The organism is Carboxylicivirga agarovorans, assembly GCF_050589845.1.
Lineage (GTDB): Bacteria > Bacteroidota > Bacteroidia > Bacteroidales > Marinilabiliaceae > Carboxylicivirga > Carboxylicivirga agarovorans.
In genome coordinates, this window is the sequence record NZ_JBNGPA010000028.1 from 21,279 (window position 1) to 34,874 (window position 13,596).

The 13,596-nt window shown below is 39.9% G+C and carries 10 protein-coding genes; 8 read left to right on the forward strand and 2 right to left on the reverse strand.

All coding sequences use genetic code 11. The features are described 5' to 3' along the window. The first annotated feature begins 25 nt into the window (after positions 1-25). From ACRD69_RS19880 to ACRD69_RS19910, 7 genes are all read left to right on the forward strand, one after another. Positions 26-1,222, forward strand: a complete 1,197-nt coding sequence (locus ACRD69_RS19880) for a thioredoxin family protein (RefSeq protein ID WP_430816888.1) — start codon at positions 26-28, stop codon at positions 1,220-1,222. A gap of 31 nt (positions 1,223-1,253) precedes the next feature. Continuing rightward, a complete protein-coding gene (locus tag ACRD69_RS19885) occupies positions 1,254-2,531 on the forward strand; it encodes a thioredoxin fold domain-containing protein (protein WP_430816889.1) in 1,278 nt (425 codons plus the stop codon). Positions 2,532-2,662: 131 nt separating this feature from the next. Then, the gene (locus ACRD69_RS19890) at positions 2,663-4,555 is read left to right on the forward strand and encodes an FG-GAP-like repeat-containing protein (RefSeq protein ID WP_430816890.1); all 1,893 of its coding nucleotides are present in this window, start codon (positions 2,663-2,665) and stop codon (positions 4,553-4,555) included. A 296-nt stretch (positions 4,556-4,851) separates the two neighbouring features. Next, a complete protein-coding gene (locus ACRD69_RS19895) occupies positions 4,852-5,787 on the forward strand; it encodes a phosphate/phosphite/phosphonate ABC transporter substrate-binding protein (protein ID WP_430816891.1) in 936 nt (311 codons plus the stop codon). A gap of 2 nt (positions 5,788-5,789) precedes the next feature. Continuing rightward, complete coding sequence (locus tag ACRD69_RS19900; protein WP_430816892.1) at positions 5,790-6,410, forward strand: 4Fe-4S dicluster domain-containing protein; 621 nt, start codon at positions 5,790-5,792, stop codon at positions 6,408-6,410. 80 nt (positions 6,411-6,490) lie between these two features. Further along, positions 6,491-7,501, forward strand: coding sequence for a 4Fe-4S binding protein (locus tag ACRD69_RS19905; protein ID WP_430816893.1), 1,011 nt, complete (start codon positions 6,491-6,493; stop codon positions 7,499-7,501). A gap of 43 nt (positions 7,502-7,544) precedes the next feature. Beyond that, on the forward strand, positions 7,545-9,125 hold the full coding sequence (locus tag ACRD69_RS19910) for an NHL repeat-containing protein (protein WP_430816894.1): 1,581 nt from the start codon (positions 7,545-7,547) through the stop codon (positions 9,123-9,125). Between the two features lie 217 nt (positions 9,126-9,342). Here the strand turns inward: ACRD69_RS19910 and ACRD69_RS19915 are convergent, their stop codons facing one another. Next, positions 9,343-11,361 (reverse strand): chemotaxis protein CheA, encoded by a 2,019-nt coding sequence (locus ACRD69_RS19915; RefSeq protein ID WP_430816895.1) that lies wholly within the window; start codon positions 11,359-11,361, stop codon positions 9,343-9,345. 367 nt (positions 11,362-11,728) lie between these two features. Further along, entirely contained in the window at positions 11,729-11,857 is a 129-nt protein-coding gene (locus tag ACRD69_RS19920; RefSeq protein WP_430816896.1) for a hypothetical protein, read from the reverse strand. Between the two features lie 298 nt (positions 11,858-12,155). On the opposite strand from ACRD69_RS19920, the gene ACRD69_RS19925 reads away from it, so the two are divergent. Beyond that, a complete protein-coding gene (locus ACRD69_RS19925) occupies positions 12,156-13,580 on the forward strand; it encodes a sensor histidine kinase (RefSeq protein WP_430816897.1) in 1,425 nt (474 codons plus the stop codon). Positions 13,581-13,596: the final 16 nt, after the last annotated feature.

A 13,596-nucleotide genomic window follows, 5' to 3' on the forward strand; every position in this document is an offset into this window, starting at 1 on the left:
CGTTAAATAATCAAATGTTGAAACAATGAAAAAATTACTACTATTGGCTGTGGCAGGCCTGATAAGCTTCAATGCATTCTCGCAGGGAATGGAGTTCTTCCATGGTACATGGGAAGAATGCAAGGTCGAAGCAAAAAAAGAGAACAAGAAGATCTTTATTGATTTTTACACCAAGTGGTGCGGTCCATGCCGTGCAATGGCTAAAAATGTATTTCCCTTACCTGCTGTTGGTGAGTTTTATAACCAGCATTTTATCAATTATAAGGTAGATGCTGAAGTGGGCGAAGGGCCTGCTTTGGCTAAACAATATGAGGTAAAGGGCTTTCCGACATTTATCTATGCCGATGCTGAAGGTCAGTCTATTTATGAAGGATCATCAATTGGCGCCAGCGATGAGGAAGGTTTTTTGCGATTGGCCAGACTCGCCCTGGGTTTAGAAGAGAAAACATGGGCGTGGTACGAAGAAGAATACAACAACGGAAACCGCAAAACCGAATTCTTAGAAGCATACTTTAATGCACGTATGGCTGAGAAGAGCATGCCTCCTTCACCTGATGATATGTGGGACTTATATAATTCCTATCCCGAAGCAGAGCGCTGGAATGGTAAACCACTTCAAATTGCATTCTGGCAGGCGCGCTATGGCAATAAATTCTATGAATTGGTCAAAAATAACAAGGAGAAATTTCCACTGTTAACAGACAGTCATAATGCTGTTGGATGGATTAACTCATCGCTATATGAAGCCATGGGAGAACCGACTAAATTGGATGAAGTTTTCAATGGGATAAAAGCTGATTTTCCGACTTATGCCGATCAGGCCAAAGAACTGTTTGATGCTGATCAGTTGCGTTTTAATAAGAAAAATTCGGAGCATGTGGTTCAAATGATGGCATATAAAGAGAAATATGGTGAGCCTTTGCAATTCGATTTTATGGTTGGTTTTTCTGCACTTCAGGCCAAACAGTTAAAGCCGGAGCATGCTGATTATATTCGTGGCAAATATGAAGAGGGCATGAATAGTGAGCCGGTGCATTTCTTCTCTGTTGGAGCATATACCTACCTGACTTACAAAGCAGGAAAAACCGATGAAGCTAAAAAAGTAGCTCAACGCTTTGCGAAAGAAGCTGAAAAATACAAAGACTCCAAAAAATCGGCGTGGGCCTACAATAACATTCAAAAGTTACTGAATGATGAAGCTCCACTTCCATTGAGTTATTAAAAAGACCGTTAAATAATCAAATATCAAAACAATGAAAAAAATAGTATTAGTGGCTGTGGCGGCCATATTGAGCCTGAGTGCCTTTGCCCAGGGAATAGAATTTGAACACGGCACATTTGCCGAAGCATTGGCCAAAGCAAAGGCTGAAGACAAATTACTGTTCGTAGACTTTTACACAACATGGTGCGGCCCATGTAAAAAGATGAGTAAGGATATTTTTCCACGCGAAGAAATTGGCACTTTCTTCAACAAGAACTTTATCTCGCTTAAAATAGATGCAGAAAAAGGCGAAGGTCCAGAAATATCCAAGAAATATGAAGTAAAGGGCTTTCCAACCATGATATTCTTTAATCCTGATGGAACGGAAAATATGCGATTAGTAGGAGCAACACCCGATGCCGGTTTCTTCTTAAGTTTTGCCAAACAGGTTACCGGCGAAGAAACGCCTTTCCTTGAGAAATATGAGGCTTACAAAAAAGGCAACCGTAACCTGGATTTTGTACGTGGTTTAATATTGAGTGGTGGGGTTTATGCTTCTACTTTACCCCGCGAGGAACAAGGTCCCTGGTACGAGAAGTTTGCAGAGATGGCAGCCTGGTATTTTGTTGCCAAACAGCCGCATGAAATGATGAATAAAGACGATTTTCGTCTGATTTCAATGTACCTGGATGGGCCCAATAACGGGAATCCTTTTGTTGAGCATATCTATAACAATTATGAGGCATGGGCAAAGCTTATTCCAAATGAAGATTTATCCATGTTTATCTTCCGCACCAATAACCAGTCAATGCACGAATCATACCGTAATGGTAATCTGAAATTCAGAGAATACCTGGCGGCTGTTCACGGACGTTTGGCAAAAGTGTATGAAGATACACCCGATGCCGATGCTGATGACACGTATATGGTGATGAAGTATGTATGTGAATCAGGATACTGTTTGTATGGACAGAAAGATGTTGACGGTTATTGCGACTGGAATGAGAAATCTAAAGCTTATCAGAAAGAAAGAGGTGAGTTGGATGCACGAAGTTATATGGCTTTTGTGGGTAATTGCCTGCATGCTTCAAAGGAGTATATAAGCGATAAACAGGTTAAGCGATTGATGGGCTACCTTAAAGAAGGCTTAAAGTTAGATCCGGAAGCAACATCCTTGATTGATAATATGGGTGACTGCTATGCTTTATTAGGGCAAAATGAAAAAGCAATAGAACAGTACAATACCGTAATTGAACTAACCAAAGATAATGCACGCTCAGCTGCTTATTATAAGGAGAGTATGACCAATAAGATCAATGCTTTAAAATAGGCAGAGATGTAAGATGAGAGGTGAGAGGAGAGCGGAGAGAAGCAGCACATCGCAAAAAATCAACAGAGCTTTCTCACTGCTCATATCTCACCACTGACAGCTCACTACTTATTACTATAAAACTTTATAACATGAGACTACTTATCACCATTATATTATCAGCGATAGTCATGGGGTCATTTGCTCAAAACAGGGCGGAAGACACTGAAAAAACATCCAACTTTCCCAAAATGCGAAAGATGGAGGCAACAGATATAGCAGGAGCACCGATACCTGGGCAGCCTCAGTACCTGGAAGGAACAAAAAACGAGATACGCGTTGAAAAGCATGGCTTAATATATCCTGCTTTCTTTGACTGGAACAGGGATGGCAAAAAAGACCTGATGCTTGGGGAATTTGAAACAGGCGATACGGGTTCATACATAAAAGTATATTTAAATGAAGGGACTGATAAAAAGCCAAAATACTCAGGTGAGTATTTCTATGCAAGCGATGTTAATGGCGATACGATAACCAATCATCAGTGGTGCTGTATCGGTATTCATCCGCGATTGGTTGATATGGATGGCGACGGGTACCCTGATCTTTTGTCAGGACAGTATAACCCGGGCCTCATTTCTATGTGGCGTGGATCAGAAAACGGTTTTCTGCCTCACGAGTTTATTCCTCAGGAAGGTTATGAGGAAGGTAAGCGTTTTGCACAAGACAGGGAGCCGTGGAGTGAAGAATCATGGGCTTATTGGAATTATACATCTGCCGATTTTGCCGATTTCAATGGTGATGGGCTGTTGGATCTGTTTGTGGGTGGTACCGATGGTTTTCGTGTGGCATTAAATGTTGGGACCAGGGAAAAGCCTGCTTTTGGTATCCGAAGCTATTTATACCATATCAATGGTGATATCCTGAATATTGATAAACCATCGAAAAAGCAAATAGAAGAGGAGCATAAGGTAGGACGATACCCTAATATGTCAGGCGTTGGTAAGGGGTACATGACACCGGTGGATTGGGATGGAGATGGTGTATTGGATCTGTTGGTTACGCATGAGTACTATAAGGAAGGTCATCATCCAATCGAGTTTTTCAGAGGGGTCAATACCGACAAGGGGCTTCGTTTTGAGCAGGGGCGACCATTATTTACTGAAGTGAATGGTGAAAAAGCCATGCCGGGATGCCAGCCAATGATCACGGTGGTTGATTACAATAATGATGGAGTCAATGATATTGTTATGGGAATTTCTATCCCGACCATTAACGGATATGAAGCAGTGCCTGAAATAGCCTGGCGCTGGACCAAAGAAATGGGTATTGAAATGCCGGGTAAAGATGCAGGACGAACCATTAAATACGCGGGTGGTGTTGAAGGTGCCATTGAGAAAATTGAGGCTGATACCATAGGTTGGACAAAGCGGATGTACATGGGTAATTTAGACGATTATAAATACCTGACGATGCGTCACCGTGGTTACGTTTTTATAATCGAAGGAAAGAAAAACCCTGAGAAAGCAACAGCAACGAAAGCTGTGGCTGCGCCGTCTGCTGAATTAAAAGTATTGAAAAATGAGCAGGTAAAATCAAGCAAACTTGACGGGCCTGTAGCTTACTCAATAAGTTTTCCCGAGCGGGTAAAGTATAGAAAGGAAATGGAATTGCTGGTTGATTTTAAACTGCAGAAAGACTGGTATCTGTATTCTGAAAATAAAGCGAATGTAGCTGCCGGTTTTATTCCGACCGTCGTAAGTGTTGAATTTGAAAGTGATAAAGTAGAGAAAACAGCAGACATGCTTAAACCAAAGGAACATCCTAAGGGAGGTATGGTCGTGTATAAAGGCAATGATATTCGCTTTATCCAAAAGTTTAAACTGAATTCGCCTACTCGTGAGGAGTATATGACAGAAGGCTTTAAACATTTGAAAGAGGTGAAAGTTAAGGTTACTATTAAGTTTCAGACCTGTAACAATGACATGTGTCTGCCGCCTGAAACCATTACAGAAACGATTACTGCTGCAATCAGCATGTTCTAACCAAGGGGTTGGTTTAATAATGAGGGTCCCTGTATAGCTATGTTTTGCAGGGATCTTTTTGTTATTTCTTCACAGTCGATCCCGATAGTTGCCGGGAATCGAATTGAACATCGTCACATCGAACATCCCCACATCGCACATCCAAACATCCTCACATCGCACATCCAAACATCCATTAACCTTAATTAACCCTGATTAGCCGACTATTAACCTGAATTGAAGAAAGCTTTCTTTTATTTTGAAGCATCTACTATCACCTTAATTACAGTGGATTAACTAATTTAAATTGAGACAAAATGAGACTAACACTAAAAACATTAACCGGCTTATTACTAGCCTTTAGCCTGTTTGCCTGTATATCGGTGACAGAGCATAAGCACAATCAAAAGCCCGACATCGGATTTGAAGAAACAGCTTTTATTCCATGTTGTGGCGAACCTGCACCTGACACCGAACCATTAACACTCCGCATCGCGGTTAATGATACTTATTGTAAGGCTACTGCCTGTGTTTGCATTCATAACGTAGCAGCGCGCGAATATGAAGATCTGCAACAGCAACTGAAAGAGAAGCACAATATTAACCTGGAGATCACCTATTTTGAGGAAATATACCACCTTGAGGACAAAATTAAAAGCAAAGAGTTTGACGGCGTCATTTGTAAACCCTGGAACGTTTACATGCTCAGTAAGACCCATGATCTAAACTATGAGCGTGTTGCCGATATTAAAGATGCCTTTAATAACCAGTGGTTAAAAGGCGTGTTTCTGGTACCTAAAGATTCGCCGGTTCAAACACTTGAAGACATCAGGGGTAAGGTATTGGTTGCAGGTGAAAAGGATGCTTACGAGAAATATCATCAGCCATTGACCATTTTAGATGAGAAAGGTATACAAGCAGGTCAAATCTATCACAAGTCAAGCTGCCTTGAGTGCATCAACGAGCTAATGGATAAAAAAGCAGAGGTGGCAGTTGTTTCCGATTATGTGATGTTTGCCTCGTGTGCTGTCGATGTTGCCAATCCCGATGATTACCGTATTATCCATGAAACAGAGGCAAGTCCGTTGACCTCTTTGATCATCGATCGTGATAAGGTCAGTAAAGAAAATACCATGCGACTTCAGGAAGCCTTGTTAAACCTTTCCAACGAAAACTCACCTGAAACAATGTTGAGTGATGGTTTTGTTAAACCTGCTAAGTGGACGCCCGCTCCATATGCAAAAACATTGTAGATATGGCTCAGAATACTAATAAATCGATTAACCGTCGCAGTTTCCTGTTAAATGCAGGGCGTGCTGCATTTGGATTGGCATTGGGTGGTTTGGTTTACCGTGTTATCAGCGCACACATGGATGAAGAGACGGCAGGACCACGCTCACGATATGTGTGGGCCATTAATCCCGATAAATGTACCTTCTGTGGAAAGTGCGAGACACATTGCAATCGCACGCCATCGGCCGTAAAAGCCGTTAATGACCAGAAGAAATGTTCATGCTGTGTAGTTTGTTACGGGCATATTACCAATAAGGAAATCCCTTCTGAAAAGATAATGAGCGATGGTCTTCGCATATGTCCTCATGATGCTGTAACACGAGTCAATTATTCGGGTGGAAAAGACGGCTACTTTATTTACGACATCGATGATGACAAATGCACCGGATGTGGTAAGTGTGCTAAAGGATGTAATGATAAAGGAACGAAATCCATGTTTCTGATCATTCGCCCCGATCTATGCCTAAACTGCAATGGCTGCAATATTGCCTCAGCCTGTCCCGATGGTGCTATTGAGCGCCTGTATTACGGACCGGAGGATAACTTCCGTGGCATCTATGAGTTGGAAGGAATGAATATGTAATTGTGTAGATTATTGGGTTTGGGAGGCATTCAACCTGTCTGCCATCCTTTAAACCCATGCTTACATCTTGAATCAAAAAAATGAAAAAGATTAGACTAATAACTATAGTCCTCGGCTTCTTATTTTCTTTGATGAGCTCTTCCTTTGCACAGGATGCTCATTCAATTGATGACTTATCAAGGGGGAATATCAGGGAATTTAAAGATGCTTATATACCGGTTGAATACCATGCTTTGCCGGAGTACATGTCGTTTGTTGACCTTGGCATATTACTGCTTTTGTTGGGCCTGGGCCTTTTCTTCGTGTTAAAACGTAAGAGCGGTCGCCCGATGAATATACTGATGTTATTCACGTTTATCTACCTGGCGCTCATAAGGGGAGGGTGTATTTGTCCTGTAGGTGCCATCACCAATGCCACCATGGGTATTATTGAGCCTGCTCTGGTGAGTCTTACTGCTTTTGTGGTGTTTATAGGGCCAATGCTGGTGGCACTGGTCGGGGGACGTGTTTTTTGCTCCACCGCCTGCCCAATGGGAGCCGTTCAGAATATTGGCAAGGCCAAAAAACATAAAAAGTGGATACGCCTGCCTAAAAAACTGAATACGGCCTTAAAACTTGCACCTGTTATTATTCTGATACTGACGGTGTATTTCGCTGCCAACGGATCGGTATGCTTTTTTGCCTGTGAGCTCGATCCTTACAAAGCATTGTTTTTTACAGGTCAGTCATGGTTTGAGCAAGCTCTGGCCTATATTATGGGGCAGCCAATGGAGGCGAAACTACTGATCGGTGGTTTACTGGCTACATGGATATATATGGGAGTAATGCTGGTAGTCGGTTATTTTATTCCTCGTCCGTTCTGTCGTTTTATCTGCCCATATAGTGTGCTACTGGGGCTTATTTCAATGTTTGCCATTAAACGTCGTACAATTAAAGAAGATAACTGTGTGTATTGCGGTTTGTGTTCTAAGGTATGTCCGGTACAGGCCATCACCATTGATCGTCAGTCAAAACTGGCTGTTGTATCAAACTATGACTGCATACAGTGTAATAAGTGTAACGAGAGCTGCAAAAAAGAGGCAATCGTGTAATTCCATAGAATAGACTTAATCATTATTCCAAACAAATATGAACATGAATAAAACGTTAAAAGTAACGAGTGCATTGATGCTGCTGGTAACTATGCTGGCTTGTAATCAATCGAAAAAGCAACAAGGGTGGACTGTTAACGGAACGCTCGAAGGTATTGGAGATGGCGTTATCTGTCTTAAAAAAGATATGAATGACCCTCAACCGCAGGAGTTTAAAATGACAGCCGGACAGTTTACCATTACGGGTCCTGCTGTTAGCGAACCAACACGAATTCTTCTTGAGATCAAAGACAAGGATGTGCGATTCGGACTTTTTGTTGAAAATGGGGAATCAAGTTATTCAGGCCAATTGGTCGAAAAGGAAATGCCGGCCTGGGGCGATATGCCACCGCGAAAATTTATGCAGATCGATAATGAAGTGATCGTTGGGTCAGTGGCCAATGATCACCAAAAAGAATTCAATGAAGCAATGCGTGCGAGCTATGGCGATATTAACGCTATTCGCAACATGTCAGAGGAGGAAGTGACCAAAATGGCTGAAGAGCGCGAGCTTAAAGTAAAAAAGGCACAAACCGATTTTATTAAGAAATACCCCAATGCCTTTTATTCAGGTATAGTGGCTGCACGCTTAACTCATGGAATGGACAGTAAAGGGGTAGAGGAGGTGCTGGCGCTGCTTGATCCTTCACTTAATACATCGCATGTCCGTAAATTAAAAGACCAACTTGCCAACTCGAAAGACGTGAATATTTCAGAGGCCATCTCAGCCAGCAATGTATCCTACAAGGTGGAGAATACCTTTCAGGGATCGGCCTACCTCGATGTGATATATATGGGCATTCTAAGCAACAACCATGTATGTGCACTCACTAAGGAGGGAAGTATCAAAATAATAGATGGCGCCGGTAAGCAGATCAACAGCTTTAAACCTGCCTTTGACATTGCGCCTACTACAATGGCCATTGATGGTAACGATGACATATACATCATGCTGCCTTTGCAAAAAGAAGTGACCCGTAAGTTTCGTGGTAAAACCATGAAAGCAATGGAAACAACAGGGTATAAATGTGCTGTGTTCAATACCAAAGGCGAGCAAATAAGAACCATGGACCTGGATGGCTTAAAAACTGCTACGGGTGCACGCGTAGCCAATAACAAGCTGATGGTGGCCGATTGGCAAAACCGCATTATCGGTGTCTTCAATCCTAAAACCGGAGCCAAAGAAGCAGCCCTGGAAGATATGCGTCCCTGTTGTATGATTCTTGACTTTAGCGTCAATGACAAGAACGAAATATTAGTGGCTAACCTGGGAGCTTTTCGGGTACAGGCCTTTGACATGACTGGTAAGCAACTACTGGCCTTTGGAAAGCGCGGTAAGGAGGTTGACGATTTTCATGGATGCTGTAATCCGGTAAGTGTAGCATACTTATCCAATGGTGCTATTGTGACAGTCGAAAAAGATCCTACACGCGTAAAGATATATAGTAAAGATGGAGCTAAACAGATTGAAGGTATTGAGGAGATGGTGAAAGGCTGCAGCTATATTCCAATGATAGTTGACGCGGATGATAACCTGTACCTGGCATCACCAACCAAGGGCATGGTTAAGTGTATTGCCATTTAAAATTTACATTAAACTGACTACAAGCAATAGTTTGTCTCAATTGTGTTAGGTAGGATGGGGTGTCGTTTACGGCACCCTTTTTTGGCTGCATATCATTGAGTCTGTTGCCTGGTCGTATGTTGACATTATGCCAAACAGCTAATATTGAAGAGGAGGCTTACATGCAATAATGGCTGAAATAGAAAGGGTAAGCTCCTCCATTTGCTGATCTGGTTTTTTAATTGGAATGTAAGCTGCTTTCCAGTGCATTAATATCAAGTAAAAAGGCCACTTCACCATTTCCCAAGACACTGGCTGCAGAAAACTCTCGTTGTTTTTTTACCAGCTCTCCCATTGGTTTTAAAACAGCCTGGTGTTGACCTATAATGACATCGGTTACAATAGCCATTTTACTGTCGTTTTTGTTGATTATAACAACCTTAGCTTGTTGAGGAGTGTTGGCTTCCAATTCAAATAAATTTCTTAACGAAACAAATGGAATCAGTTTCTCTTCATAGCATAAAGTGCCGTGACGAAGACGCTGTTTTACCTGCTCATATGAAACTTGGACACATTCTACGATATCTGATATGGGCAGTAAACACATCAGTCTTTCTGCACTGATCAGAAGGGTATCGATGATAGCTATGGATTGCTGTAGCTTAATGCTAAAGGTGGAACCTTTTTCTATCTGGCTTTTAATATCCAGCTCACCTCTCATTTTGGCTATTTTCTGTTTAACTACATCCATTCCAACACCACGGCCGGAGATTGATGTGACTTCAGATGCTGTCGAAAATCCAGGATGACAGATCAGATTGTATATCTCTTTATCGCTAAGCTTTTCACCATGAGCTATCAGGCCTGAGTCAAGGGCTTTGTTATATATTTTGTTTTTATCGAGCCCTTTTCCATCATCCGACACTTCGATATAAATATTGTTACCTGAATTATAGGCCTTTAACCTGATTAATCCTCTGCCTTCCTTGCCATGCTCCAGCCTTTCTTCAGGTAACTCAACCCCATGGTCAACAGCATTGCGCAATATATGAACCAATGGTTCGGCAATCATGTCAATTGAACTTTTATCAAGTTCTGTGTCCATACCTTCAGTAACAAACTCAACTTCTTTACCCAGGTCATTTGAAATGTCCCTTACCAAACGGCTAAATTTGGGTACCATGTCACGAATGGGAATCAGCCTAATTTCCAGGGCGTTGTTTCTAAAGCTTTTTGATAGCTTGTCGATCTTTTCCGTTTGAGATTTTATTGAATCATATATTTTATCATTGGTCATTAAATTTAGTTGCGAACTCGTAGTGATCAGCTCACTTACTAAATACATCAGATGGTCCAGCTTCTCTGAATCAACGGAAATTCGATTCGTATTCTGACGAATGGATTCAATGATCGATAATGATTTATTGGTATTTTCCTGTTCAATACCTTTAATATCTGTAGCGATTTCTTCAGTCTCAGGAAAAGCCTCCGGGCTTAATGATCCATCATGGTTTAAATCGTTGGCTTTAAGTTCAGATTCATATTTATCTGCCTGTTCGCTATCAAAAACATCAAAATCAGCGACTTTTCTGATGATGCAATATTCGTATACAAACATCAGCGCTTCTTCCATAATTTCATCATCCAGTTCACCGACAATAAATATACTCCAGCGCTCTTCATCTGATGATGAAACAGGTAAACGTTTGATCGCCCGTATTTCACCAACTTCACTTAAATCTTTAATTGTGTAGAACAAATTGATCCGCCTGTCTACAATACTTTGCGGTGTATTCAGAACAATATTGTAGGTTACCATGGAGGAGGTATTTTGTTTTACCTGCTGATTTGTTTTTGTTTTATTAATTGTTGTGATTATAGACTCAGACTTATTCAATAATGCCTTTTGTTTATTAATGTTTTTACTATCCTTTAAGTCCTTATCATCAATAAGAATGAACAGTTGATCTACGGCACTTAATGTTAAATCAAGAATTTCTTTAGAGACCGGGATGATACCATTGCGAATCATATCATAAACATTCTCTATATTATGCGTGAGTTCACTCATGTGGTCAAAGCCGTACATGCCACTTACGCCTTTTATGGTATGCATGACTCTGAAAACTTCCTGAATCAGATCTATATCCTTTGGATTATTCTCTAACTCAAGAATGATTCCTTCCATTGAGTTAAGCAAAGTAGTGGCCTCATTAATAAATAGCTGTTTAAACTTAGAGATGTCGTTGCTGTTCATATGTCTGGTTGTTGGGATGAGTTATTATGAGAATAAATAAAGCATTTGTAAAAAAGCCATTTGTGATCAGCTAAACTTTAAAAGCTGATTTTGCACAACTTCTGAATCATATCATTAAAATGGTTAGCATCATGTGCTCTTAAGAGTTACTTTTGCAGTGCGTTCAAATATAATGGCTGCATAATAACTCTTGTGGGCTTGTCTTGGTTTATGGATGCCAAAACTAATGGTTCCTTCATGATGGGAATAGATGAAAAAAGGCCGATCTAATGGGTAGAATGTGTTAAAATAAAAATCAAATGATACTATTGACGATAACCTGAAAGTAGGGGGTAGACCCCCATAATAGTTCTACCTGCTCTGCAGCCTAGAATGAGCGATGACCTGAACCATAATATGACTGCGGGCATTCTATAGCTCCTAAACGATTGGATGAGCTGCATGCAAATGTAAAGATACTTAGTAGAATGAGTAGTGCAATGGCTATTTTTTTCATAATGGTAAATTATTAAATGATCATATGTGAGTTATTACAAATGTCACTTTAATTATTCACTAAGAAAATAGTCATAAAGGGTTGAATTTGCATGCTACTTTAGTAGGGTATTTTATAGCTGTTTTATTACAAATGCCAGTATTAAAAAAATAATCATTCGGAATACTTAAATACTTTGTTATGAATTATTATTTTAGCGCTACGCAAAAAGGTATTTTCAATGCGTTTTTTCCCTTAACTTATAATGCTGATCAACTCGAGTATAATAACATCGGGCATTGATAAAGAACTTTATTATATGGAAAATATACTGCTTATAGATGATGATAAAGAAACCTTACGCTTGTATGAGTTGATCTTTCGCAATTTATATATTCTGAAATATGCAAATGCATGTGAAAAAGCTATTGAAATTATTCGCTCTGAGAAAATCAAAATTGTAATTGTTGAAAACATAATTAGAAACGCTTCAATTACTGACTTATTCTCACAATTACGGCTGAATTTTCCTTTTCTTAAGATTATCTTAGTAAGTAATATTCATGATCATCATTTAATACAGGATGCTGTCAATAAGTATGGTATATATAGCTATTTTGTAAAGCCAATTGAGCCACATAGAATACAGGTTGCAACTGAAAGAGCCTTTGAACAGTATAATTTAGAGTATCAACAGCAAAAACTAATTCTCAGTCTTCGAAAAAAAACGGATAGCTTAAAAAAAACCGTTAAACAGTTAAGGCAAGAGGAAGAAAAGTTTCGGTCCATATATGAAACCCGCCCTGAACCTACGTTTATTGTTGATAATAACGGACACATTCTTAGGTATAATCCCGGAGCCTTGAATACTTTTCCAGGTTTGAAAGAATGTGGAAGTAACGAATTGCTTATCAATTGTTTTAGTGGTAGTGCTGTTAAAAAACTATCTGCTTATTTTGATTTATTATTAAGAGGAGAAACTGCTAATACCTGCGAAATTGAATGTGAGGTAAGTGATGAAAAGGTAATTTTTGATATTTCAGCCTTTAAGTTTGAATACCGGGATACAGAAGCTTTTTTGCTGACATTCAGGGATATTTCCCTGAAAAAAGAAATGGAAAAAAGGGTTTTAACTTCAATAATTAATACGGAAGAAAAGGAACGCAGACGATTTGCCCAGGAGTTACATGATGGAATAGGCCCATTGTTGTCTACTACAAAGCTTTATCTGCAATGGTTTAATAAACCTGATTCAAAGGCTGATAAAGAGGAAGTAATAAGAAAGGCAGAAGAAACATTAGAAGAAACAATTTCTTCACTCCGCGAAATATCAAACAATATAAGTCCCAATACATTAAATAATTTTGGACTTGATACAGCACTTAAAACATTTCTGGATAGAATACGTAATGCCTCTGGCATAAAAGTTAATTACCACATGATGGTTAGAAAACAATTAATCACTGAGGTGGAAACAACGCTCTATCGCCTGCTATGTGAGTGTGTTAATAATACGATTAAACATGCCAATGCCAGTCAGATTGATATAACTATTAAGGAAGCAAACAATGGGGTAAACTTGTGTTATAAAGACAATGGTATTGGATTTGATTTTGATAATATGGTAATGAACGGGCAAGGAAACGGCCTATTTAATATGAAATCGAGAGTTAATTCGCTGGGAGGTTCTTTTGACTTAAGATCAAGGAAGGGCCATGGTGTTGTAATGAGCGTAAAATTTTAATATAACCTGATTAAGA

Bases quoted from the DNA above. Each gene is read 5' to 3' on its own strand.
- ACRD69_RS19895 (WP_430816891.1), top strand. From the start codon at position 4,852: ATGAGACTAACACTAAAAACATTAACCGGCTTATTACTAGCCTTTAGC.
- ACRD69_RS19890 (WP_430816890.1), top strand. From the start codon at position 2,663: ATGAGACTACTTATCACCATTATATTATCAGCGATAGTCATGGGGTCA.
- ACRD69_RS19900 (WP_430816892.1), top strand. From the start codon at position 5,790: ATGGCTCAGAATACTAATAAATCGATTAACCGTCGCAGTTTCCTGTTA.
- ACRD69_RS19910 (WP_430816894.1), top strand. From the start codon at position 7,545: ATGAATAAAACGTTAAAAGTAACGAGTGCATTGATGCTGCTGGTAACT.
- ACRD69_RS19920 (WP_430816896.1), bottom strand. From the start codon at position 11,857: ATGAAAAAAATAGCCATTGCACTACTCATTCTACTAAGTATCTTTACA.
- ACRD69_RS19925 (WP_430816897.1), top strand. From the start codon at position 12,156: ATGGAAAATATACTGCTTATAGATGATGATAAAGAAACCTTACGCTTG.
- ACRD69_RS19905 (WP_430816893.1), top strand. From the start codon at position 6,491: ATGAAAAAGATTAGACTAATAACTATAGTCCTCGGCTTCTTATTTTCT.
- ACRD69_RS19885 (WP_430816889.1), top strand. From the start codon at position 1,254: ATGAAAAAAATAGTATTAGTGGCTGTGGCGGCCATATTGAGCCTGAGT.
- ACRD69_RS19880 (WP_430816888.1), top strand. From the start codon at position 26: ATGAAAAAATTACTACTATTGGCTGTGGCAGGCCTGATAAGCTTCAAT.
- ACRD69_RS19915 (WP_430816895.1), bottom strand. From the start codon at position 11,361: ATGAACAGCAACGACATCTCTAAGTTTAAACAGCTATTTATTAATGAG.